At 43.0% G+C, this 24,536-nt stretch carries 24 protein-coding genes and 1 pseudogene; 11 read left to right on the plus strand and 14 right to left on the minus strand.

Translation table 11 applies throughout. The annotated features are described in order from the left end of the window. The first annotated feature begins 255 nt into the window (after positions 1-255). The gene (locus D3H55_RS13040; protein WP_119547347.1) at positions 256-795 is read left to right on the plus strand and encodes a GNAT family N-acetyltransferase; all 540 of its coding nucleotides are present in this window, start codon (positions 256-258) and stop codon (positions 793-795) included. Positions 796-2,254: 1,459 nt separating this feature from the next. Here D3H55_RS13040 and D3H55_RS13045 read toward each other — a convergent pair. The 3 genes from D3H55_RS13045 to D3H55_RS13055 all read right to left on the minus strand — a co-directional run bounded on the left by D3H55_RS13045 (position 2,255) and on the right by D3H55_RS13055 (position 5,810). Then, entirely contained in the window at positions 2,255-3,658 is a 1,404-nt protein-coding gene (locus D3H55_RS13045; RefSeq protein ID WP_119547348.1) for a vWA domain-containing protein, read from the minus strand. Positions 3,659-3,795: 137 nt separating this feature from the next. Continuing rightward, entirely contained in the window at positions 3,796-4,887 is a 1,092-nt protein-coding gene (locus D3H55_RS13050) for an ABC transporter permease (RefSeq protein WP_119547349.1), read from the minus strand. Next, complete coding sequence (locus D3H55_RS13055; RefSeq protein ID WP_119547350.1) at positions 4,884-5,810, minus strand: ABC transporter ATP-binding protein; 927 nt, start codon at positions 5,808-5,810, stop codon at positions 4,884-4,886. The genes D3H55_RS13050 and D3H55_RS13055 overlap by 4 nt, the downstream gene beginning before the upstream one ends. A gap of 136 nt (positions 5,811-5,946) precedes the next feature. On the opposite strand from D3H55_RS13055, the gene D3H55_RS13060 reads away from it, so the two are divergent. The 5 genes from D3H55_RS13060 (at position 5,947) to D3H55_RS13080 (ending at position 10,139) form a co-directional block, all read left to right on the plus strand. Continuing rightward, positions 5,947-6,381, plus strand: a complete 435-nt coding sequence (locus D3H55_RS13060; protein WP_119547351.1) for a hypothetical protein — start codon at positions 5,947-5,949, stop codon at positions 6,379-6,381. Between the two features lie 595 nt (positions 6,382-6,976). Beyond that, complete coding sequence (locus D3H55_RS13065; RefSeq protein WP_168413075.1) at positions 6,977-7,900, plus strand: sigma-70 family RNA polymerase sigma factor; 924 nt, start codon at positions 6,977-6,979, stop codon at positions 7,898-7,900. A gap of 57 nt (positions 7,901-7,957) precedes the next feature. Next, positions 7,958-8,896: a GNAT family N-acetyltransferase gene (locus tag D3H55_RS13070; RefSeq protein WP_119547353.1), complete on the plus strand. Its 939-nt coding sequence runs from the start codon at positions 7,958-7,960 to the stop codon at positions 8,894-8,896. Between the two features lie 26 nt (positions 8,897-8,922). After that, positions 8,923-9,396, plus strand: a complete 474-nt coding sequence (locus D3H55_RS13075) for a GNAT family N-acetyltransferase (protein ID WP_119547354.1) — start codon at positions 8,923-8,925, stop codon at positions 9,394-9,396. A 191-nt stretch (positions 9,397-9,587) separates the two neighbouring features. Next, positions 9,588-10,139, plus strand: coding sequence for a hypothetical protein (locus D3H55_RS13080; RefSeq protein WP_136035705.1), 552 nt, complete (start codon positions 9,588-9,590; stop codon positions 10,137-10,139). 183 nt (positions 10,140-10,322) lie between these two features. Here the strand turns inward: D3H55_RS13080 and D3H55_RS13085 are convergent, their stop codons facing one another. The 3 genes from D3H55_RS13085 to D3H55_RS13095 all read right to left on the minus strand — a co-directional run bounded on the left by D3H55_RS13085 (position 10,323) and on the right by D3H55_RS13095 (position 13,045). Then, positions 10,323-10,892, minus strand: a complete 570-nt coding sequence (locus D3H55_RS13085) for an MEDS domain-containing protein (RefSeq protein WP_119547356.1) — start codon at positions 10,890-10,892, stop codon at positions 10,323-10,325. A gap of 245 nt (positions 10,893-11,137) precedes the next feature. Continuing rightward, a complete protein-coding gene (locus tag D3H55_RS13090) occupies positions 11,138-11,929 on the minus strand; it encodes an SDR family NAD(P)-dependent oxidoreductase (protein ID WP_119547357.1) in 792 nt (263 codons plus the stop codon). Positions 11,930-12,022: 93 nt separating this feature from the next. Continuing rightward, on the minus strand, positions 12,023-13,045 hold the full coding sequence (locus tag D3H55_RS13095) for an AraC family transcriptional regulator (RefSeq protein WP_119547358.1): 1,023 nt from the start codon (positions 13,043-13,045) through the stop codon (positions 12,023-12,025). Between the two features lie 607 nt (positions 13,046-13,652). Between D3H55_RS13095 and D3H55_RS13100 the strand changes: the two genes are divergently transcribed. Then, the gene (locus tag D3H55_RS13100) at positions 13,653-14,522 is read left to right on the plus strand and encodes a metallophosphoesterase (RefSeq protein ID WP_119547359.1); all 870 of its coding nucleotides are present in this window, start codon (positions 13,653-13,655) and stop codon (positions 14,520-14,522) included. Between the two features lie 158 nt (positions 14,523-14,680). Here D3H55_RS13100 and D3H55_RS13105 read toward each other — a convergent pair whose 3' ends face one another. The 4 genes from D3H55_RS13105 to D3H55_RS13120 are packed head-to-tail and all read right to left on the minus strand — an operon-like array spanning position 14,681 to position 18,262. Next, positions 14,681-16,159, minus strand: coding sequence for a PH domain-containing protein (locus D3H55_RS13105; protein ID WP_119547360.1), 1,479 nt, complete (start codon positions 16,157-16,159; stop codon positions 14,681-14,683). Continuing rightward, positions 16,156-16,638 (minus strand): PH domain-containing protein, encoded by a 483-nt coding sequence (locus D3H55_RS13110; protein ID WP_119547361.1) that lies wholly within the window; start codon positions 16,636-16,638, stop codon positions 16,156-16,158. Before D3H55_RS13110 ends, D3H55_RS13105 begins: the two co-directional genes overlap by 4 nt. An 11-nt stretch (positions 16,639-16,649) precedes the next feature. Beyond that, positions 16,650-17,576 (minus strand): ABC transporter ATP-binding protein, encoded by a 927-nt coding sequence (locus tag D3H55_RS13115; protein WP_119547362.1) that lies wholly within the window; start codon positions 17,574-17,576, stop codon positions 16,650-16,652. Further along, positions 17,576-18,262, minus strand: coding sequence for an ABC transporter permease subunit (locus tag D3H55_RS13120; protein ID WP_119547363.1), 687 nt, complete (start codon positions 18,260-18,262; stop codon positions 17,576-17,578). Before D3H55_RS13120 ends, D3H55_RS13115 begins: the two co-directional genes overlap by 1 nt. A gap of 168 nt (positions 18,263-18,430) precedes the next feature. On the opposite strand from D3H55_RS13120, the gene D3H55_RS13125 reads away from it, so the two are divergent. The 4 genes from D3H55_RS13125 (at position 18,431) to D3H55_RS13140 (ending at position 22,039) form a co-directional block, all read left to right on the plus strand. Next, a complete protein-coding gene (locus tag D3H55_RS13125; protein WP_119547364.1) occupies positions 18,431-19,141 on the plus strand; it encodes a response regulator transcription factor in 711 nt (236 codons plus the stop codon). Then, positions 19,138-20,862 carry a sensor histidine kinase gene (locus D3H55_RS13130; protein ID WP_119547365.1) on the plus strand — a complete coding sequence of 575 codons (1,725 nt, stop codon included), beginning with the start codon at positions 19,138-19,140 and terminating at the stop codon, positions 20,860-20,862. The genes D3H55_RS13125 and D3H55_RS13130 overlap by 4 nt, the downstream gene beginning before the upstream one ends. Before the next feature lie 218 nt (positions 20,863-21,080). After that, positions 21,081-21,428, plus strand: coding sequence for a hypothetical protein (locus D3H55_RS13135; RefSeq protein WP_119547366.1), 348 nt, complete (start codon positions 21,081-21,083; stop codon positions 21,426-21,428). Positions 21,429-21,571: 143 nt separating this feature from the next. Further along, the gene (locus D3H55_RS13140) at positions 21,572-22,039 is read left to right on the plus strand and encodes an NUDIX hydrolase (protein WP_119547367.1); all 468 of its coding nucleotides are present in this window, start codon (positions 21,572-21,574) and stop codon (positions 22,037-22,039) included. Positions 22,040-22,646: 607 nt separating this feature from the next. Here the strand turns inward: D3H55_RS13140 and D3H55_RS13145 are convergent. From D3H55_RS13145 to D3H55_RS24945, 4 genes and pseudogenes are all read right to left on the minus strand, one after another. Next, positions 22,647-22,826, minus strand: coding sequence for a hypothetical protein (locus D3H55_RS13145; protein WP_240628568.1), 180 nt, complete (start codon positions 22,824-22,826; stop codon positions 22,647-22,649). A 333-nt stretch (positions 22,827-23,159) separates the two neighbouring features. Next, a complete protein-coding gene (locus tag D3H55_RS13150; RefSeq protein WP_240628569.1) occupies positions 23,160-23,600 on the minus strand; it encodes a DUF5412 family protein in 441 nt (146 codons plus the stop codon). A 195-nt stretch (positions 23,601-23,795) separates the two neighbouring features. Continuing rightward, complete coding sequence (locus D3H55_RS13155) at positions 23,796-24,206, minus strand: PIM7 family immunity protein (protein ID WP_119547370.1); 411 nt, start codon at positions 24,204-24,206, stop codon at positions 23,796-23,798. Positions 24,207-24,258: 52 nt separating this feature from the next. Beyond that, a pseudogene (locus D3H55_RS24945) lies at positions 24,259-24,453 on the minus strand (MazG-like family protein); the annotation flags it as partial. Positions 24,454-24,536 lie beyond the last annotated feature (83 nt).

Below are 24,536 nucleotides of genomic sequence, written 5' to 3' on the forward strand. Positions count from 1 at the left end.
ATTAGCACTTCCACCTTATCTACTATCCGAAGTACAGGTTTTTAACTGAAAAATCTGTGTGCCATTTTATCAAACAAAACTGTTTCATCCTATCTAGCGGCCACAACTCCTATATAACTAGTAACCGGGTGTTTGGCTTGTGGTAAAATTGAGATGGATCATTAAGTGAATGAAACAGGTTTTGCTTCAATATAATAGTCCTGAAATGAACCGTTCACCTGTCACACTAAATCATTAGAAAAAGGAGCCAGGAATATGAATAGTAAAATCACTATCGCTCTATTGAAACAAGAGTTAATAGAGGACATCAATAAAACAAATGATCATTTTACGTTGTTTGGCAGAGTTGTCCCAAGCTTGCAATCTGGAAAATGGTCTTATGAAGAGATTCTTTTTGAGGGACCCAGAGAAACCCGTTTCCCAGATGACAAGCTGGATTGGGGCCAATACATAAATCAAGAGGGTCGTGCCTTGTTTTTAGCTTATATGGATGATACTTGCATGGGCCAAATCAGGATCGTTAAGGATTGGAATCACTTCTGTTATATCGAAAACATTGCGATAAAAAAAGAATTTAGAGGAAGCGGGATTGGGAAGCTGCTTTTGACTACAGCGGAAGATTGGGCAAAACAAAGGAACCTTATAGGAATGTCCCTGGAAGCACAAGATGATAATCTTGGTGCATGCCGATTTTATGCGAAACACGGATTCATTCTGGGCGGGGTGGATACACTGAAGCAGTCACATAATCCGAATATTGACGCTACGTTGTACTGGTATAAGTTATTCAAGTGACTGGGGCTTTCGTGGAATGTAAGGACAGATTCCCTGGCCCCCGCCATGAAATTTCTTGATGACAATGATTCCACCTTTATGAGAAATGAAAATCCCAGCCAAAATGGTTTATAAGAATACCGGTGAATGTAATGGCCGTTCGTAAAGAGGATTGTACAATTTTTTTACGAAATTGAAGTGGGAACTTATTGTATGGATCATTAGTTTGTGATTTATTCAATAACTCAACTGTCAAAAAAATACACCCCTGAATATTGGTCACTCAAGTGAGTGGTTTCTCAAAATAATTATCTGAATATTGAAACTAATCAACATTCCATTCGTATGTATTTAGTGAAGGCGGTCTCAAAGTTGAGAACAGCCCCTTGAGTCGCTCTGATGAAATACATTAACTTCCAGGAGGTAAACTTTATGGCTGAAGGCTTGTTTTTACTAATGATTGTGTTAATAACTGTGGTCATCATCGGTAAAAGAAAAAAGAAAAAGTAATAAGGGCTATCACAAAGGATCTTAAATGGGCCGTCTTCTCGGCGAAAAAGCAATCTTCTCGGTCCATTTAGCCTGTAAATTGGCCATCATCTCGGTGAAAGAGCAATCTCAACGGCTCATTTAGCCTGTAAGTTGGCCAGCATCTTGGCGAAAAAGCAATCTCTACGGCCCATTTAGCCTGTAAGTTGGCCAGCATCTCAGCGAAAGAGTATACTAATCGGTCCAATTAGCCTGTAAATGAGCCAGCATCTTGGCGAAAGAGCAATCTCAAAAGGTCCAATTAACCTGTAAATGAGCCATCATCTCGGCGAATAAGCAACTCTACGGCCTAATTAGCCTGTAAATGGGCCAGCATCTCGGTGAAAAAGCATACTCAACTGCCCGATTAGCCTGTAAATGAGCCATCATCTCGGCGACAAAACAAACTCAACGGCCCGATAAGCCTGGCTATCTTTTTTTAGGTGGGCGCATTCAAATATGGAGAAAGATACTCCACTTTTCCTCTCATAAGATAATGAGCAGTATCAGTATCCTGGTGAATTCTCTTCCTTTTTTCCTTATGCTGCTTTTGCAGAGGGACAAGGAATCTGTCCCCATTGTCTCTTCCCTTCAAGACCGTTTTGTGTGCCTTTTCCAGGGTTGATGTCCTTGAAGTCGATCTTCAAGACCGATTTGTGTGCCTTTTCTAGGGTTGATGTCCTTGAAGTCGTCCTTCAAGACCGATTTGTGTGCCTTTTCCAGGGTTGATGTCCTTGAAATCGACCTTCAAGACAAATTTGTGTGCCTTTTCCAGGGTTGATGTCCTTGAAGTCGTCCTTCAAGACCGATTTACGTGCCTTTTCCAGGGTTAATGTCCTTGAAGTCGATATTCAAAATCGGTTTTCGGCCCTTTTTTCCCACCCCCCCTACTAAACCGGGCTAACAGGGCTGCTATCCCAACTGGAACAGAGGGGCAGCCCCCTGCCCCCACTTAGCTTCCTTCATCAAATTTATCTTCCATTTCTTTTCTTGTGCTGTTGAAGGTGTCTTCGATTTCCCCAAATTTTTGTTGGTACAGGCTGTCTTTTTCGTGGTACATGGTGTTATAAAAATCTTCGAGCGCGTTAAATACGTTTGAATATACTTCATCCCCAAGGAGTTCCTGCTGATTGAGTTCTATCAGCACTTTTCTCCCTGTATCGAGGAAGGTGCCCAGGCGGCTTACGGTTTCATCATTCAATTCAATTAGGCGTTCCTGGTCTTCCTGAAGCTGGTCTGAGCTTTCCTTGGAATTTTGCTCGAACCAGTCGCTCCATTGTCCGATTGTGTCTGTTGATTCCTGGAATTCCTGATCAAGATCCTGCTGTGTCTTGGCGTTGATGTAGCGGCCATCCCCGCTTTTTGCGATGTTTTCCAGCTCTGAAGCATCTTCCTTTGTCACTGCCAGGCCGATTACGTTGATGATCGGCTCGATGTTGGAACCGGCAAGGGCTTTTGCTGCTTCTGCGGGATTTCCATCGCATGTTTCTTTTCCGTCAGATACGAGATAAATCACATTTGTGCTGTCTGTCTGCTGCTTCAGCTTCTCCCCAACCTGCTCGAGTGACTTGCCCATGGACGTCCAGCCGCTGGGATTAATGTTTTGCAGTTCTGATGAAAATTGGTCTTTTTCATACCTGCCAAGAGGATAGACCTCTTCAATCCCGTTGCAGCTCAGTTCCTTATCCTCGTCATTCCCGGTCCCTTTATGTCCATAGACCGTTAAGGAGATCTGTGCATTTTCCGGGAGATTGGATGTGAAGTCCTGTATGGATTCTTTTGCAATATCCATTAAGGTTTTGCCGTTTTGTACGGCTTTCATGGAGCCAGACGCATCCAGAATGATGGCGATGTTGATTTTCTCCTTCATTTCCCGCCCGTTCAGTTTAATACTTGATTGCTCTTCCACTTCTTCTAGATTGATCTTTCCTCTCGGTTGGAACTCTGACATGGGAGGCAGGTCAGGAAAAAAGGAATCTGATATGAATTGTTTGATCAGATTGGCCCTTCTGTCATCTTCTTCATTTGAAATGGCTTTTAGCAGCACTGCAACGGATGAATTCAAATCTTCTTCGGAAAGGTCTTCATCTTCAATTTTCTCCCACCAAATGCCTTTTTGCTGTTCTTCTGCCTCTGCAAGCGAGATTGGAAAAGCAAAAGCATTTTCGCTTCCTTCAAAAGCTCCGGGCCAGACCGGATCAGTTTCCTCTTCGGCATCTTCAGATTGTTCATTTGCAGTCTCTTCTGTTTTCACATCGTCCTGCTTCTTTTCCACGCTTGCAGTACCCTTTTCATTGGAGCTGCAGCCGGCTGCAAACAGAATTAAAAACATCACGATAAGTTTCAGTGATTTCAATACTCTCTCCCGCCTTTTTCTCTAAAATATTCTCTATTTATTTATAAACAAGGGAGGAGATTGTTTCCATTTTTTAGTTCCGAATAAGGGAAAAATAGGTAAAAAGACTTGTGTAGGAGGGACGATCCCCCTAAGAATCACTCCCACTTAAACACATAACTGGCAAGCATGAATCCGCCGACCAGCCACACACCCATAATCAGAGTTTCCGTTCCCAGTTCCAAAAACGGTGTTCCCAGATTCATTGTCTCCCGCAGAGCTGAACTCAGGTGGACAATGGGCAGGAAGTTAACAATCGGCTGAACAATATCCGGCATGCCGCTGACTGGAAAAAACACTCCGCCAAGAAACAATAGGGGAAACGTAACAAATGCTGCAATCGGGCCCGCACTTTCAGGGTTTTTGGCCATACCGGCAATGACGAAGCCGAGTGACATAAAGACCAGGGTCCCAAGTACGATGAAAAAGATCAAGGCGAGCCAGGACCCTGCGACATCGATGCCGAAGATGAGATTGGCGATGAGGACGATCAGCATCGCCTGCGTCCCATTTAGCATCAGCCTGGCTGTGATTTGCGCCGCAATGAAGGTCGAAGCTTTTAACCTTGTTCCCTGCATCCTGCGGAGAATCCCTCTCTCTCTCCAGGCTGAGATTTGCCCTGACACGCCATTCATATTGTTGTTCAAAATCATCATCGCGACAATCCCCGGCACAAGGAAATCGATGTAACGGATATCCAAAGCCTCAATCCCGACCTTTTTAACAGTCACGAGCGGCTGATAATCCACAAGGTCTTTGCTGTATTGATCAATGATTCCATTGACAACCGTGAGGCCAAGCTCGGAATTTTCAAGGTTCTTCTCATTATAATAAACCGGAAGTGTGAAGGCTTGCTCTTCTCCATCCAGACTCTCTTCATATCCTGCTGATATCTCAATAAGAAGCTCTATATCCCCGTTTTCAACTGCTTCTTTACCAGCTTTGACCGTCTTGAACTGTTTTGTTTCGACGCCTTCATTTTCGTAAAACTGATCCATTAAGTCATTGGATGCATCAGTTTGATCGAGATCTGCCACCCCGGCGGTCAAAGAAACCGTATTTCCTCCTCCAACAAGCGAACCCAGCGCCAGCATTAAGATGATGGGAAAAAGCAACGTGAAGAGCAGCACCTGCTTGTTTCGTGCAAAGATACGAAGCTGCGCCAATGTTAACTGCCAATATGCTCTCATGATTCTCTGATGCTCCTTCCTGTCATATGGATAAAGACATCCTCTAACGTCGCCAAACGTGTTTGCAGGTCCTTGATTTTAAATTGATGCTGCTCGGACGCCTGGATCAAGGAGGTCAGCGCCACCTGCAAATCATCGGTATACAGCTGGACAAAGGTATCTTTGATAGAGACTTCGTCGACTCCCTCCATCGACATGAACCACTCTTCTTCAGGAGGATTGCTCAAATGGAATTCCACCGTACTGCTTGACTGCAGTTTTTTCACCAGGTTAGTTGGTGTATCGAGAGCGATCAACTCCCCTTGATCCATAATGCCGATGCGGTCGCAGAGCACATGGGCTTCATCCATGTAATGAGTGGAGAGAATCACTGTTTTTCCCCGCTCCTTCAAATGCAGGACAATATCCCACAGAGTCCTTCTCGCTTGTGGATCGAGACCGGTCGTAGGTTCATCAAGAAATACTATATCGGGATCATGAATCAAAGCCAGCGCGATTGCGAGACGCTGCTTTTGCCCGCCTGAAAGGCCTTTAATACGGTCCTTCCTCTTTTCAGTCAGGAGCATATCCTCTATTAACTCGTTGATGTTGACGTGAGTCGGATAAAAGCTCGCGTATAAGTGCAGGATTTCGTCTACCTTCAATAATTCGAATAAGGAGGTGGACTGAAGCTGCACACCAATCACTTCTTTGACCTTGTTCACTTGTTTCCGGACATCGAAGCCTGCCAACACCGCCGTACCTTCGTCAGGCTTGCGGAGGCAGACCAGCATTTCAATCGTCGTTGTCTTCCCGGCCCCATTGGGTCCAAGCAGGCCGAATATTTCTCCTTTATTGACTTGAAAAGCCACTCCATTCACAGCCGTAATGGAGCCGTAGCGTTTCACAAGATTTTGGACATCTACCATTACTTCATTAGTCATAACTAACAACCTCCCGTGGGACGGAGGGACAGGTTCCTTGTCCCTTCGTTATTAAGTTCGCTCATTAAAGGATTCTTTTTTACTGACTAAACGTCCTTCCCTCAGTATTAATGAAGGAACTCCGTTTGGGGATAATATGGGGAAATGTCAAAACGAGGTGAATGATGTGATTAAACAATTCTTGCTCATATTAGGTCTAACATTTATGGTCATCCCGCATCAAGGTGCACTGGCAGAATCTGCGCATAAGCCTGAAGATATGTATGTCACAACCGAAGACATTATTGTAGATCTAATTTCGCCAACAATTGATGAAAGGGTCATCAAAGAATATGGAGGCGAACCTAACATCTACTGGAAAACACAGAGAATCGTCGGTATAACCTATAATGATAACCATTCATATGATGTGGCGGCGAGGATTAGTATTCCTTCCGAAGATGATAATGCCAAAGAAGATGTAGTCATAGTAAGGGTAAGCCCCTCCTGTGATAGCAGCAAGATCAATAAACAAGTATGTAATCATGATTTCAACATGGAAATCGTGGAATACAAGCACATTTCCCGATAATCCAGGCCCTTGATCTCCAAGGCGGTAATATCGTTCCTGATATGGGACAGTTCACCTGTCCCCCGTCCCTTTAATACCCAAGTCCTGTCAGTTTCTATACCCATTTCCATCCTCCAGGAAACAATGATATAACCACCGAACCCTCTGGCAGAAGGACGGAAGGACTGGCCCCTCGTCCCTCCCGGATTAAATTCATTAAGGACTGTGGAGCATAAGAATATTTTGCTAAGCACTTTCCTTCAATGTTGCCTCTTGAAAATGGGACAGTTCACCTGTCCCTCTGTCCCGACAAGTAAATAATTTCAGGCACCCTTACCTCGCCCAATCTCACACCAGTTCTCCTTTTTACAAGAAAACAAAGTGGTCTTTAGATAACGAATTTACTCAAACCTCTTTGCTCTGCCCATGCGCTGGAAGTCTCACCTATTGAAAATTCCCTCTATTGCAGGATCAATAACGGTTACGTCAGGGGAGTCTAGTAATATGGTAAAATCAGGTTAGCTAATGGCGCAATTTTTTAAAAAGGCTGGAAAACACCGTATCTTTTTTCCTCCTCATTGTGTTTATAAAGTGAAAAGAAAAAGGAGGAAGTATGATGAATAACCTTGAAAATGTATCTACCAGCATGCGGGATATGAAAAAGAGGTTCGACCAACTTATTGAACCCCACAGGCCGGCTTTGTGGCAGTATTGCCGGATGATCACCAGGTCGCCTTGGGATGCTGAGGATTTAGTACAGGAGACGCTCCTTAAAGCTTATAGTGCTTTGCCACGGATCTTTCAACCAGTTATCCCTAAAAGCTATTTATTCCGGATTGCTACTAACAGCTGGCTTAATCATCAAAGGAAACAGCAGAGAATCGTGTTAGAAGAAGATACTGATGAGCCTTACGAGGACCAGGATCCGTTTACGATTAGAGAGGCGATTGAAAAGTTGGTTATCTACTTATCTCCTAAGCAACGGGCAGTGATTTTACTTTTTGACGTTTTTCAATTTCAGGGCAGCGAGGTGGCGGCCATGATGGGTTCAACTGAAGGAAGTGTAAAGGCGCTGCTTCATAGAGCCCGAAGAAATCTAAAGCAATTAAGTCACGAAGATCACTATATCCCTGAGCAAAAAGGCGGCTCTGCTAAAGATCCGGTAATTGAAGCCTACCTTGATGCCTTTAACCGGAGGGATCCGGATGCGATAGCCGCTTTACTCGATGACAATGCTGTCAATGATATTGTCCATACTTCGTTTGAGTACGGAAAAGATACGATTAGAAACCATTCACTAGAAGGATGGGCAAATGATCCAATGCCTATGAAAGCTGTTTATCAATTGCTTTGGGGCAGACCCGCTGTTGTTGTCATGACTAAAAAGGATGGGAAAGATGCCGTTTATAGTTTAATTGAATTGGAGCTCGATGCTGGTGTTATTGTCAAGAAACGCACTTACTACTTCTGCCAAGACTTGCTGGAAGCCGTTGGTGAGGAACTTCACCTGCCAGTCCATACGAATGGCTACATTTACTGAGCATGGAACGATGGGTTCAGACAAACCAGCCTATTGAAAAAGAAAAGAGGAAAATCAATGTCAAACATATCACTTGAGAAAGCCAGTCTGGATGATGCTGAAAAACTTACAGAGTTAATGAAGAAAACATTTGATGAAGAGGCGAAAAAGTGGCTTTCTCCTCACGAGAATATCGTTGATTACAATATCCAGCCTCCAGGATATTCATCCGTTGAAATGACCAAATATATGATAGAAGAATTGGACTATTATAGGGTTCAATACAATGAGGAATTGGTCGGAGGAATAATAGTGACGATTACCGGAAAGGCATTTGGCAGAATCGACCGCATATTCATTGCCCCCGAATACCAGGGCCGGGGAATGGGTTCAAAGGTGATCCAATTGATCGAGGAAGAATTCCCGCAAGTAAGGACCTGGGATCTTGAGACATCGAGCAGACAGGTTACGAATCACTACTTTTATAAGAAAATGGGCTATGAGACTACCCTGGAGACGGAAGATGAATATTGTTTTATAAAAAGGAAAGAGGAACCGGCAACAAACGGGAAGGCTGTCGTGAATAAAGACCTCTCAAACAGCCAGTATGAGAACAACAATATGAAAAATACAGAGTGCTATCAAGTGAACCTGGAAGGAAGTTCATTCTGTAACAGCAGCCTGATGAATGCTCAATTCTCCAATTGCAACCTGAGTTCCTCCTCCTTTCAAAACATTAATCTGAGGCATTCTTTATATGCAGATTTAAACCTCTCCAACAGTAAGTTTCGGTTAGTGACTTTGGGCGGCGTTTCGTTCATGGATACAGACCTCGGAGATGCAGGTCACCCCATTTCATTTGAAAGATGCGATTTGCAAGGTACAAAGATAAAGAACAGCACATTAAGAAATGTAGAAATTAATAATAGTGATTTGACTGGAATGAGGATTGATGGCATTCCAGTGGAGGAACTGCTTGAGGCTTATTATCAGGTGAAGAATAAAAAGCCTGATTGATATCTTGCATAATCAGGAGGGGGAAAATGAATATCCGTAGAGTGAGAGGTTCGGATTACTATACGTTATCGCCCCTTATCAACGAGTGGTGGGGCGGAAGGAATATGTCTGATATGTTACCAAAGTTATTCTTTGACCATTTTACAAATACAAGTTTTATTGCGGAAAAGAATGGAGAAATTGCAGGCTTCCTAATTGGATTTCTGTCTCAATCGCAGCCTGATGAGTCATATATACACTTTGCAGGGGTTCATCCTGAATTCAGAAAACACAATATTGGAAAGGAATTATACAACAAATTTTTCAATGTGGTTAAACAAAATGGACGTACTGTCATCCGCTGTGTAACCTCTCCTGTTAACAAGGTTTCGATTGCTTTTCACACCAGGATGGGATTTGCAATTGAAGAGGGAGATAAAAAAATGGATGGTGTCCACGTCAACACTAATTATGACGGAACAAACCAAGACAGAGTGTTATTTATAAAACATCTGGAATAATTAAAGTCCCCTCTTCAAAGAGGGTTTTGCTGAACCAGCAGCCCCCTCCCTTCAATTGTTTAAGGATGAATGAGATAAAAATTTGAAATTATACCTACTTATTCTATGTATTGGTGTGTTACGATTAAGGAGTTAATATGAGGAAAAACCTTTCATCCGGAGTGTTAATATTAGGGGAGATTAAGAGGTGAATGACAATGGATAAATACAGCAGATTACGGAATATTGATTTCACCATACTATTCTTACTTTCCATTATAGTTTTTGATTTGGCTGTCATTATAATGTCTATCAATCATTATTATTTTTCCTTCGTAATTTCCAATAATAATAAGCTGCCCATCCTCCTTACTTTAGTTGCATTTTATATGTTTGCTTTTGCTCACACGATAGACCGGGTGGTGGTTATCAGTGTTACCATTGCAGCGTTCCTATTGTTAGGATTCCTCTCTGTAACTAACAGCTCCTATCAAACCATTGACTCCTCAACAGGGAATGAAAAGGTGATGATCGGACATAGAAATGCCACCTTGGGAGAAACCAATCATTTTTATGAATTTTATTTATATACATCGTTTCCCGGCCTGGTGAAAAAAGTGAAAGAACATCGTATTCTGACTCGCGGAGTTACCGCAGGCGACTTAGAAGTACTGGGAGTGGACGATGCAGAATGGATAGGTGATGAGAGAGTAATTTTCCACTCCCCCTATGCTGAAAATACAGAAGTTGACTTAACACCGTAGAGTTTAGGGACAGGTACCTTGTCCCTCCCATAGTAGAAATAGTTCACCCTTTCCTTTGATAAGGCCATCCTGAAAATGGGACAGTTCACCTGTCCCTGTGTCCCCCAGCGGAACAAGGAATTAATAAAACAAAATCACTGATTTAACACCAGTGACTTAACTTTAAGAGTATTGCTATCCGGTCTAAGAAATAATAGGTTTTTCCTGATGCTTAACTAATTGCTCATTGATAAGAAAATTGTGGCATTTCAGGAGGGCCTCCCGAAACTCTTTACTAACCCTTTCTGAATCATAGGCACAAACAGAAAGAAGCTTTGTTTCTGTAACAATTTTATCCGCTTCATTTTCAGAATCCACTAATTTCTTACTTACTGTCCGCTCATCCCGCCATTCTACATGAGCCCAGCTCCGAACAACATAATCCAGCTCTGAAGAACCTGTTATTGATTCCGGGAGATAATCCCAAATAGAATTAATATTAAAGTCTCCCTTGGCATAATAGAAGTCATAATTATTGACGAATGTCACTTTTTCTAAGTCACTTTCATTCGATAACATTGTAAGTTTTTCTTTAATCAATGGAGTTAGTCGGTCATTTTCTATAATGATAGAATGTTCATTGTGTTCTAAACCTGAAATGATAAAGTCGACTATATTGGAAATATATTGATTCTGTTTCTCGAAAAAATATAATACATGTCCCTTGGTAAGATTTTTAACCTCATTAACTTCTATTATATTCGTACTTTCCAAATGTGCACCCCTTTTATTGACATATAATAACTGTCAATGAAGTGTAACATACATTGATGCTGAAAAGGGTGTCTCCGTAAAATAATTCCCTTTGGGACGGAGGGACAGGTACCTTGTCCCTCCCCTATTTATTCTCCAAAAGGATGCACATAGAAATAGTTCGTTTCAGGATATCCTCTGCACTCTTCTTCAATTGGTCTTCCTGAAAACGGGACAGTTCGCCTGTCCCTCTGTCCCCAAATGTGCTAGAAAATAGTCGGTACCATGCCTCCATCCATACGAATTGGAGAACCTTTAAAGGCGGAAGCATAAGGGCTGCATAGAAAGGTAGTTAATCTGCCTATTTCAGCCGGCCTGATAAATCGTTGGATTTCAGACTGAGGCAGATTTTCAGTCATAAATTCTTTCTCTTTTTCTGAAAAAGGCATCTCATTTGGATACATCCCCTCGATTATATGATGCACATTTTCAGAGAGTGTTGGCCCCGGCAAAATGGTATTGATCGTCACTTCTTTTCCTATTGTTAGTTTGGATAGACTTTTTGACAATGAAAGCAGCATTGATTTTGTTATACAATATTGAGGCATTTGTCCCGATGGCATGACTGCTTCTTCACTCGCAATAAAGATCACTCGGCCAAAATTATTTTTTATCATCTTAGGTAAGTAAAATTTGGATAATCCATTGGCTGCAAGGACATTGGTACGGATATACTTTTCCCATACTTCATCATCCACATCTTCATACTTCATCATTTCATAAATTCCCATATTATTAACTAAAATATCAATTTGGGGATGTTTTTTAAATAATGCTTCCCGTTGTTGATTATCTACAATATCAGCAGCAGCATTTTGAGGGAAGGTATCAGGGAACTCTGACTTGATTTCATTTACAGTTCGTTCTACCTCTTCGTAATTTCGTCCATTGATCAGTACATTGACACCTTCTTTTGCAAGTTCAATGGCAATTGCCTTACCAATCCCTCTTGTTGAACCAGTCACTAATGCAGTTTTATTTTTCAAGTTCATCTCCATAATACAGTGCTCCTTTTAGACTAAAAGATATTCCATTTTTTTGCTGTTCTTATTAAGTCATCCTTTATGTTACTGTCTCGAAAAATAAACCCGTCAATTTATCAAGTTTGTCCCGAGATGTTCAGTACGCCATTTTAAAGGGGTGGCACCTTCCCATAAGTGGAAGGCGCGGTAGAATGAGTTTTGGTCTTCATATCCAATCAAAAACGCAACCTCTTTAATATCCAGCGACGGGTCTGCCAGGTATTCTCTTGCCTCCTCATGACGAACTTTTGCTAACAAATGCTTGAAGCTTGTGCCTTCTTCCGTAAGCCGCCGCTGCAAGGTGCGGTCACTTATCCCCAACTCGCCCGCAATAGTCTGAATGTCGGGGCGGCCACCCGCTAAGCTGCGTTTCATGATCCACTTGACCGTTTCGGTAATGGAAGGACTGTGAGGCTGCTCATTCAATGACTGTTCCAGTACGGGAGTCAGTATCTCAAGCAATTCCGCATTGTACGAGACAAAAGGTCGATCCAGATGTGCTCGATGTATAGTCAGCCTGTTGTAATTTGCCCCGGTTTGAATTCGGCAGCCGAAGTAATCTTCAAGGATCTGCATGTCGCCAATTGAATCGGTAGAAATTTCTACTGAAATTGCTGTCAAAGGTTGACCTGTGCCTCGGCGTCCCAGTTCGAGAAGAAAGGCCAAAGTGATGCCAATCAATATGGACAGACCGGGTTGTTCACTATGTAATGTTTTGATTTCAATCGTACAGAGTTCACCTTCCTCGGTAATATGTAAGCTTTCAGGCGGGCAAAGCTGTTTGTACTTGGCCATTCGCTTCAAAGCATCACGGTAGTCACGAGCGTGATAGGTTGCTAAGACAGTCGGAGGGAAATGATCTGTTTCAAATGATGTCGTAAGCTTGATGATTCCTTTGGAGGGATCACCAATGAGGTCGGAAAAAGCCTGCCAGATTGCAAAGTATTGGGTTGTTGTGACAAATGGCGCAGAAACAATGGAGACTGGCAATTGCGCTTTTCGAACCACCTCGTCGGCGGCTATTCCCAATTGACGTAATCCTGTCCAAAATCCTGCAGGGATCTTTATTCGTTCAGAGGTATTCAACGTCATACCGATGGGCCCCCTTTATCTATTTTTATTTACAGATTAAGCGTGTCCTTCTTTGCTGATGGTACAGTTTAATAGTAACTCCCCGACGATGCTTTGTAACTAGCGAATGGCGACAATACACTTGCTAACTGCGCCAAATTCTATTCAAAATGACAGCATTATATATAAAAGCTCTCTCTTATTTTCCGCTATTCAGCAAACAAAGCGTTATCATTGAATAAGCAAGAGGAAAATAATTGGTATTAATTAATGGTGGCATTATTTGTGGGATTTTATGTAACTTTTGGCAGGTTATTATCGTCTATATATAAGAGGTCAGTGGATTGAAAGACTTATTCTCTGTTTTGATTGCATTGGCTTTATTAATGATTACAGGATGCAATATTAGTGGGGCGGATGGACAGGTCCCTTGTCCCTCACCTATTTACTCTCCAAAAGGATGCGCATAGAAAAGATCGTATTCAGGAAATCCTCAGCACTCTTCTTCAATATGGTCTTCCTGAAAATGGGACAATTCACTTGTCCTTTTCATGAAAGCTCGGGGACTCTTGCTGCTGGAACACGAGGACCGTCCCCATACTTTTACTCTTAACAGCAGGAGGAAATTATGACAAAAAAACGTAAGAAAAGAATATTATTCACCCTAATGATTCTATCAATTCTAATAATCTATTACTTTTTACAGCTTAATTGGCTTTCTATCACAAAAGAAACAGTCCATTTAGAGGAGTTACCAGAAGAATTTAATGGATTTAAAATTGTACAGTTATCTGATATGCATAATAAGGAATTTGGGGATGGAAACATAAGGTTGGTAAAAAAAATCAACAAAATAAATCCTGATATGATCGTAATAACAGGTGACATGTTAACAAACACGAGAGATGTAGCAAATAACGGAGATGTTTTAATTACATTCCTTGAAAATCTTAATAAAGATTATCCGGTATATTATGTTACTGGTGAACACGAAGAAGGTTTATATTATGAGGATAGAAACAAGTATCAAAAAGAAGGTACTAAAGAAAATTATGAAAAGAAGTTAAGCAGTCTTGGTGTGATGGTTCTAAACGATTCACATACTACCGTTACACGCCAGGATGCAAATATTAACTTGTACGGGTTAAAAGAGCATCTGTCGGGAGAAATTCAAATTGAAGAACGATTAGGGAAACCAAGTCAAGATGAAGTAAATATTTTACTTTCGCACAGACCTTTTTATTTTGAGGAGTATTCTGAATGGGGAGCAGATTTAATTTTTTCTGGTGACACGCACGGGGGAATGGTACATTTACCTTTTATCGGTGGAGTTGTATCAACAGAAGGGCTTTTCCCCGAATATGACGGTGGTTTGTTCCATAACGAAAACTCGAGAATGGTCGTAAGCAGAGGATTGGGGAACAATCCAATCCCGCTTAGAATAAATAACCGCCCCGATATAGTTGTGGTTACACTGGAAAGAACAAATAAGGATTAGTACCTTCTTCAAAAATGAATTAATGAAAATTCAATCACCAGCCCCAACCCTTAAACAATGCAAAAGACTCATCAATCGATGAGTCTTTTGTGCTTCTGTATATTGCTTCTGGAAAGCACGGGGGCGCTTGCAATTGAAATAAGAGAACCGTCCCCCTGTCACACCCGCAGCCCCAAATACCAACGATAAAACTCTTCCCCAACAGAAAAAGGAATGTCCCTGATATCTTCGACCCGGATTGGTTTGGCCCGGTTAATGGTCGAGATGGATGCGGCTCCAATCAGTTTCTGGAGCCGTGACTGGCTTACCTCTACTTCAATCACTTTTTCCCGCTTCGTATAGAAGATCGACGATTCAAAGAAGCCTTTTTTGAATTGAACAAAGTTATCACGCAGGAGATAACCGGTGTGTAGGAAGTTCAGCCATCTCCACACAAGAATCGCAATCAACAGGGCAATCGATACATAGATCCAGGAATCGGCTATCCCAAAGACCGCCGGCTTGAACCAGAAGAGCGCCCCTGTGGCGATGATCCAAATCCAGCTTGGCTGGACCATTCGGATCGCCAATGACTCTAACGGAAGCAGGTTCATCTTCTTCTCCACCTGATAACCCGGCAGAAGTTCCGACACCAATTCGTATGCCCGCTCGGTCGGGAGGAATGGATAGAGCGACTTGATATCCGGGCTGTCTTCGGAAATCACGCCTTGTCCGATGCTGATCAGCTCGACCTCTGTCATGCCGAACAACCGTTTAATCAAGGACTGCTTCAGCTCCACTGCCTGCACCCTTTCTTTTAAAATCGAGAAACTCTGCAGCTCGATGACGCCGTTTTGGATGTAAATCCGATCCTTGTCGGAGGAAAGCTCGTACGCCCCATATTTCAGGTACGTCCTGACCATTCCCAGGACGGCGGATACAATCAACAAGCCGATCAGCACAATCGTGAAAGTCAGCGGAGACTGTGCGATCCATGAGAAGATGCCCTTTGCCTCCTCGTCCACATTCCAGATGTCACTGATGTTCGAGTAAACCGAAAACAGCAGCGGAATCAGAAACAGAAAGCCCAGGGAAATGAAGGACGCTTTGATGGTATCCTTCTTGGTCGGACGGAAGTGCAGGGTCCTTTCGCTCGGCAGCTCGGGCTCAGCCACCTGCCCTTCCTCCGTTTCTTCCAAGACTGCTTCCTTTTCTTCCTTGTTCACTGCCATCTTCTCCAGCTTTTCCGCTTCCTGGAGAGTCAAAGCCTCGAACTTCACGGAGGCATCTTCCCCTGCTGCCGCCGTTTCAAAATGAAGGGCCGTCAAACCGAACATTCGGTGAATGACGGACACGTGGCGGTTCACGTTTTGAATCTTTGAAAAAGCCACAGTCTGTTCAGATCTGAATAGGACCCCTTTATTCAGGTAGAAAGCCTTTTTATCATAAGCATACGTCTCAAACAGCCACTTCAATGGAATGGCCAAAAGCGAGATCCCGATCACAATCAGCAATCCCCATCTCGCATAATAGACGAGGGCTGAGTCGGATCCTGCCTTGATGACGAATAATAAGATCACGAAGAAGAAAGAACCGCGGATCAAGCTCCAGAGCTGAAGGACCATCATGAGTGGATGATAGCGCTTGGGGGTACTCATTGCTCCACTTCCTTGACCTTGGCGAAATGAGCGATCGTGTTCCTGACTTCGACAGCCATCTCCTCTGACAAGCCGGGGATTTCGTGAGTCGATCCCATCGTTTCGATTCCAATGGAACGCAGCCCGAATTTACGAAGCAGCGGTCCTTGCGAAGTCGACACCGCCTGGATTTTCGTCATCGGCACCAGGTGATGCTGCTCCTGCCAGAAGCCCGCTTTCAATTGTAAAAATTCTTCATCAAAATCAAACCGCCAGCTTCTGTACAGAAACCGGGGCTGGAAAAACGACCAAATGAAATCGATGACAGAATAGACTGCCAATGCGATCAGGATCCAGCCTATCCACTCTGTCCATTGGAACCGGTGATCCAGGTAAAACAGAACCCCAAGGATGACAAAACCGACAATACTTGAAATGATATTGCGGACCAGCCAGACCTGGACAACCTCTTTCGCTAATTTCTTCTGCGGCATTTCCATATTCTTTTCTCCTAACCGTGATGTGAATTTTGTTGTTCATCGAGGAAGATTTCCTCCAGTGACGGTTCCTCAACCTCCACTCGGTAGACATCCACCTTGCACTCGTTGCAGGCGCGGATGATTTCCGCAATCTTCTTCTCCTGTTCGACGGTGATGTGGATATACCTATCCTGAATCACCACGTCTTCCCCCGCACCTTCCAGCCATTGTGTCAACCGGGCTTCTTCTGATGCCGGGATGCTTCCATGCTTGATTTTCACGACGATCCTGGATTGATAGAAGGATCTCAGTTCATCCATCGATCCAATTTTTACGATTTGCCCCTCTTTCATGATGGCAATCCGGGAGCAGAGCTTTTCCACTTCATCTAAGTTATGGGACGTCATGAACAGCGTTTTTCCCTGCTGGTGCAGTTCGCGGATCAAGGTATGTATATGGACGACCGATTCTGCATCCAGTCCGGATGTCGGCTCATCCAGGAAGATCAATTCGGGATTATGGATGATCGCCTGAGCAATGCCAAGCTTCTTTTTCATCCCGAACGAATATTTTGCGACCTTTTTAGCTGCATCGGTTTCCAGTCCCACTTTTCTCAGGACATCCAGGCATCTTTCAGTCGATGCTTTTTTTCCCGACACCTCTGATAAAAACTTTAAATAACTCATGCCGGTCATCGAACCGTCAAAGCTTGTATAATCCGGCATGACTCCTATCCGTTTTTTGACATCATCTGTGACCTCTTCCGTTCCCAGCAAGGAGAACGAACCGGCGCTCGGGTGGATGATCCCTGTCAGCATATTGATGAAGGTTGATTTCCCTGCCCCATTCCTGCCGAGGAACCCAAAGATCTCCCCTTTTAGGACAGACAAATCAATTCCCTTCACCACCTTCACTCTACCATACGTTTTAACCAGCTGTTTGGTTTCAATTGCAGCCATCAGCACTCTCTCCTTTTAAACACAAGATGGGATATCACGACCATGACGGCGGCCAGCGGGAAGATCATCAAGAACATATAATCCTCTTCCAAGTAATAGAATGGCGTCAAATATTTCAGCCAGCTCACGTACCCATTGCTGGTGAATGCCAACCACAGGCTGACAATCGGAAACGCCAGGCCGATGACAATGCTGAGAAACATTGTGAATGCCGGCTTCGGGATCACAGTCGAAAGCAGGATCGTCAACGCAATTTGATAGATTAACAAACTCATCGTCTGGAAGAAGCTGAGGGGGTCCATGGTCCCTGTCATGAAAAAGATGATCAGGAAGGACGCGGTGACACACACCAGCCAAAACAGCACGATGCCGGAAAACTTTCCAAGCAGAATCGACAGCCTCGATGTCCTTGTCACCAGGAAGCGGATCGTCCGGTCATGGGTTTCCCGGTTCATGGCATCATGCGATAGCCCCATCACAAATAGCTGTCCCAGAAATAGCAGCAGGGCCAATAACCCTGCATATTCGATCTTATCCGCATCCTCAGCTGAGAACTCCTCCAGCGAGAGCAGCAGATTCGAAAACTTTGCAGAATAGTAGGACGTTGCAACCAAAATCACAATAATGATAATCGATTTGATTCCTTTAAATAGTTTCAGAAATTCTCTCTTTCCAATGGCAAGCATACCTTATCTCCCTTCAATATGAACACGTTTTTCTGTGATATCCTGATCATACATCGGGTATCTTAAGCCTTGCGAACCTCTTCCTTAATTTTACCTTAATTCCTACTTTTCCTTAATAATAATTGATATGATGGAGCTATAATTTCAGCAAGAATAGGAGAGTAGAAGATGCATGACAGCAAGATTCTGATTGTCGATGATGAAGTGTCCATTGTCCAGATGCTCACGACCATTTTAAAAAAAGAACAGTTTACATACATCGATTCCGCCAATAACGCGGAAGACGCATTGGCCCGCTGCCGTGATAAAAGATATGATTTGATCCTGCTGGACGTCATGCTGCCGGACCGGAGCGGCTTTGAGATCTGTCCGCTGATCAGGGAAACAACCGATGCCCCCATCTTTTTCCTGACTGCCCGCACCACCGATCTGGATAAGCTGTCAGGCTTTGCCTTAGGGGCGGATGACTATATCACCAAGCCGTTCAACCCGCTGGAAGTCGTAGCGAGGATCAAGGCGCACCTCAGGCGAAAGAGCGGCGGCACTTCCGGGAAGCCTAAAGTAAAAACGTATCAATTCGGCGGTCTCATCGTCAATACTTCTTCAGGGGAAGTAACGGTAAATGGCAGGAAAGTCGAGCTGCCGGCACAGGTCTATCAGCTGTTGACCTTCTTCTGCAAACATCCCAATCAGCTGTTCAGCAAAAATCAGCTGTATGAACAAGTGTGGGGAGAGGAATTCCTTGGCGAGGATAATACGGTGATGGTGCATATCCGGAAGCTCCGGGAAAAAATCGAGGAAAACCCCAGCGATCCCCGGTATATCCTGACAGTCAGAGGACTGGGTTACAAATTCATCCCCCACGGAGAATTAGAATGAACATCCATAAAAGGTTTGTCGTCCAGCTCTTTCTTCAGCTCATGCTCATCTTCTTCCTGATCGGCGTGCTGCTGTTCTTCCTCTTTGGCATCATCGGCTACTTCCTTTCCGACAGCGAAGCAGAACATGATTTATCCTTGGCGGAAGACTATTTCATTTCGCAAAATATTACAGTCGAAAATGAAAAAGCAGACATTGCCGACCGCCTGAAAAAACTGGTGGAAGAGCAGCACGGCCGCCTGCTGGTCGTGTCTGCGGAAGGACAGCTTCTCGGGAACTATCCGGAAATTGAAGACACCCCTTCCACTTTTAATGAAGGAGAACTCGCCGGCCTGGTGCTCGAAAACGACCCAACGCTTGACTACTCCTACTGGCGGCTGGATGAAACCGATCCTGATGGCCCACTGGTCTTCTTCAGGGAGGAAAATGGCGAGTCGCTTCTCCTCGATTCAGTGAAACAGCACGTGGATTGGAAACAGGGAAAGCTCGACTTTCAGGAAAGTGTCCTTTCGGAGCTGCAGAACAAAAACGCCTGGGTCCAGCTCGTGAACAACTCGGGGGAAGTAATCGACGGCTATAATGCCGGGAATAAGGCCAAGACGTACTCTCATCAAGAGATCCTGTCCATGACGGAATCCAAGGAAGAATCCGTTTCTTCCTATTATAATGAGGGTTCACAGCAAACGATTTTGATGGGGGTGCCGCTCAAAGACATGGCGGCTACATTGGAGGAGAAAATCGACAGCAAGGTTGGGAACAGCATCATCATCGTCTCCGTCCTGCTCATTCTATTGCTCCTGCTCATCACGTTCTGGTATGCCCGCAAATTCGGCAAGCCCCTGATGACCATGATGCAGTGGATCGAGAAGCTGGGGAACGGCGTCTATGAACAGCCCGTCAATCACGTCGAACAGCCTCTTCTTTTTAAAAAGAACGGAAAGATCAAACGAAAATACAAGCTGTATCAAGAACTGATTACGAACCTTTCACAATTAACGGACACCCTGAAGGACAACCGGGATCAACGCGAAAAAATCAAGGTGACCCGCGAGGAATGGATCAGCGGCATCTCGCATGACCTGAAAACACCCCTCTCCTCCATCGCAGGCTATTCCAAGATGCTGGAGTCAAGGGAGTATCACTGGTCACAAGAAGAAGTGAGGGAATTCGCCGAAATCATCGGCAGCAAATCAGCCTATATGAAGGATTTACTCGATGACCTGACGCTGACCTACCGCATCAAAAACGGCGCTTTGCCGATCGTCCGTGAAAAAATGAATATCACCGAGCTCATACGCCGGACCATCATCGGCTATATGAACAACCCGGACTACAAGGAAATGAACATCGATTTCCAGGCAGAAGACGATAACGTCACAGCATCCGTCGACCCCAAATGGTTTCAACGGATCATCGACAACATCGTCGAAAACGCCCTGAAATACAACCCGGCAGGAACGACCGTCACCGTCTCCCTTGCAGTCATCGAACAGCACCTGTGCCAGATCACCATCTCGGATGACGGAATCGGAATGGACCCAAAAACCGTCAACAGCCTCTTCCAGCGCTACTACCGCGGAACCAACACAAGCGACACAGGAAGCGGAACCGGCTTGGGGATGGCCATCACAAAGCAGCTCATTCAGCTTCACCAGGGAAGCATCAATGTGAAGAGCACGCCGGGGGAAGGGACCTCGATTCGGATTTTGATGCCGGTTTGAGGGACGGAGGGACAGGTTCCTTGTCCCTTAAGAATTGTTCCTTGATATGGGACAGTGTACCTGTCCCTCTGTCCCATGTCCCTCTGTCCCAAAAGATGTCACAGAAAAAATCAACAAAGAAATTGGAGAAGCAGCGTCTAAGATGATAAGTAAATTAAAGGGTTCTGTAACCAATTGGTTTAACTAAAAAGAAATACCAGAAAAAAAAGGAGAACGAAATGTTCTGGACAATTGAAGATACGATTGAAGTTATCAAAATAGGAGTCGGAGTGATCTTATCTGCTCAATTCACTTACGGCTGTACAATAGCCATATTAGAGAAAACAATGTTAGGTTTCTATAAGACCTCTATATATGATCCACCAACTACAGTGTTTCAAAAAATAACAAACACATTTCAAAAGGGGTTGTTGGGTTCAGGATATTATATTTATACGAAAATTGAAAAATATAATTGGTTCGTTAGAAAAATTTTATTTCTAATTGCACTGGCTATCCAAGGAATTCTTTCAATCATCTTATACTATATTATAACCGGGTTACTAGAACTCATTTTTCTATCATAAATCAAATATGGTTCTTATTAAAATGGATAAAGAGGACGGAAGGACAGGTTCCTTGTCCCTTCAGAATTAATACCTATCTCTCTGTCCCATATTGAAGACAGATGTTATTTATATAAAATTTCAAATAGAATTGAGGAGAATGGATGTCTCAAGATGGAATTGTCTTAATAGCAAGTGTATCAATCTTTGATAATGATAGAGTCTTAATGATAAAAGAGAATAAACCTACTGCAGTCGATAAGTGGAACTTTCCGAGTGGCCATGTAGATTTTTCTGAGGACATTCTTTACTCAGCTCAAAGGGAAGTGAAAGAGGAAACGGGGTTAGATGTAAAACTGATTGGCACGACTGGAGTATATAATTTCATCAGTAACACCAACCATCAAGTAATTTTATTTCATTTTATTGGTGAGGTTACTGGAGGGTCGATAAATCTCGAAGAAGAAGAAATAACTGACAGCAAGTGGATAAAAGTTAACGAGCTTTTAGCCTTTGAAAACGAGGATTTACGAGAACCGCATGTATTAAAGCAGATAATGGATAACTTAGTAGAAGAAAACGTATATTCAATTAATATATTTAATGAACAGCTTTTTAAAAGTTCTCACTGAGCTAACAGGCGTTTTAATCCAGCCCTCTGTCCCAAGCGCTTCTAATACAGCAACACAGTAAGGCATGTCAAAACAGCTATGGGACGGAGGGACAGGTTCCTTGCCCCCTCTGAATTGTTCCTTGATATAGGACAGTGTACCTTTCCCTCTGTCCCTTTCGCTCCTTTTCCTGGAATTAAAAATAGTATAATATATAGAGAAATTAATAAAAATACAAAATTTTGAAAAAAGAGGAATTATTTTGAAAAATAAGCCTATAGTACCGCTTTTGTGTTCAGTTCTCATAATATTGCTTTCTTTTATTTTTGAGATAGGAGTTAGGGTTGAGGGGGAATATCATATTTATGGGTTTCCTGCAGAATGGCTTGTTCTTAAAGGGTGAGTTTAAGGAGTTTTAAGTTACTGGGGTTCTTGTTTAATGTAAGCATTGTTTACTTGCTCATTCATTTTCTGATTAAAATTTTTGATAAATATAAATTTCCTGTAAAAAGATAGGGGTTACTATATGGGAAAGTGTACCTGTCCCTCTGTTCCACATCAACACAGTAAGGCATATCAAAACAGCTATGCTATCAAAACAAAAAGCCCCTAATCATTTAGGGACTTCTTAGTATACAAGAAACGGCTTCATTTCTTCTTCCGTTAAATCTTTTGGTTCTACTCCATGCTGTTTACAATAGTTGTCCAACGCTCTTATTTTCACTTTAGGGGAATCTGTGGAAGCCGGGAATGCAAATACACCATCTGGAAAAGCGTTATCAAATCTTTCGATATCTCTTCTGCGCATAATATCACTCCTGGTTCTAGTATGCCCACCTGGAGTTCTTTTAATAATATACCTTGATTTCAATTTGGTCCCTGCCACCATAATACACCTCCCGGAAAATATTGTTCGACAAGTTTTGAAGCTGCCACGTTATCAAACACAAAATGCTGCCCAAATGTCTGTTTAGCTCCCATACTAAAGTAAAAGGGGTATTTACTGCTTTTGGATGTAAGACCTACAGGTGGGACGGAGGGACAGGTGGGACGGAGGGACAGGTGAACTGTCCCAGGAAAAAATAATTAGGGACAACCACCTGTACCTATTGTCCTAAGATATAAATCCCTAAAAGTCATATTAATTTTGATAGCAATTTTCGTAGTCATCCTTCATTAAAATACTCTGACAAGCCAAACCGGATTCGTGGTAAATATCCTTGCCAATGCGTAAGGTGATACTTCTATCTGAATCAGGATAATCTGTGTCATAATTTTGAATTTTCAAAGTATCTTCATTCAACCATTCCATATTAAATGTGCTTTTTGCATCTCCAAAATAAGCAATTTGAACCTTATCGGCCTCATTGTTATAGGTGACTTCAACCCAAACATTAACACCGCCTGCTGCTCCTCCATAAAGTTCATAGTAGGCATCAGCTGTATAGGCGTTGGTAGGTGAGGTGACAGGGCCAGGACCTTTTTGCATAAATTTTTTATCAATTTCATCAAATGTGAAAAAGTATGCTTCATAAATATAGATTGAAGAAACTAGAATAACTCCCGACAAGGTTGCAATCAACAGTCTTCTTGGAAAAGGCTTCTTTTTAACGAAAGAAATTATTCCCTTAACACATAGAGTTAAAAGTAAAAATAATGTGATGCAAACTATAAAAATATAAATCAAAATGCGAATATTTTTCCCCCCTTTAAATGTGTCCGATCGTTATATTCCCTTTACTCGAACAAAAGGCGGCTGCTTGTTCTGCAAACGCCTTTAATTGGGATAATTGATTTCAATGGATACACAAGTAACTTGGCAATCCATCATTGGTATTGTTAATGAACACTTATATAATTGAATGCCGTTCACTTCAATGTCTTCAATCTCTATATTATGCAGAAAAAAATTGTTGTCCGGTTTTTCAGGTACTGTGCCACTCATTCCTTCAAGCCAAGTGTTAAAGCTTGCCGAAAAACAATCCTTGAAAATGACTTGATAATCTTTTTTATTACCCGCGGGATCGCCATATTTTAATACCACTGTGTGAGATGTATGTTCATAAGATAATTCTTTTAACTTTGCATCAATGTATTCTGTATCTAATAACTTGTTCATGATTTCTTTTGAGCTTTGTTTCAAAATAATCACCCTGCCTACTTCACTGATAAGTTTATTTTCTTCCACTGCCCTGTTCCTTTGATTGAGAAAAGGAGGGGCTAGGACCTGAATCGTCGGCTTACTTACTCACGGGATACTTAACATTATTCTTTTCTAGCTTCTTATAAACCTCTTCCTCTAAATCCACATCCAGCGAATCAGCCAGCTGCACTAGATAAAACAGAACATCCGCCATTTCTTCCTTGATATTCTGTCTGGTATCCACTGCCGCCTCTTCACTCGATTTCCAGTGAAAATCCTCCAACAGCTTACTTGGGGACGGAGGGAGGGGACGGAGGGACAGGTTCCTTGAAATGGGACAGTGTACCTGTCCCTCTGTCCCAATGAGTCTTTTTT

Source organism: Bacillus salacetis (genome assembly GCF_003581585.1).
GTDB classification, from domain to species: domain Bacteria; phylum Bacillota; class Bacilli; order Bacillales; family Bacillaceae_B; genus Rossellomorea; species Rossellomorea salacetis.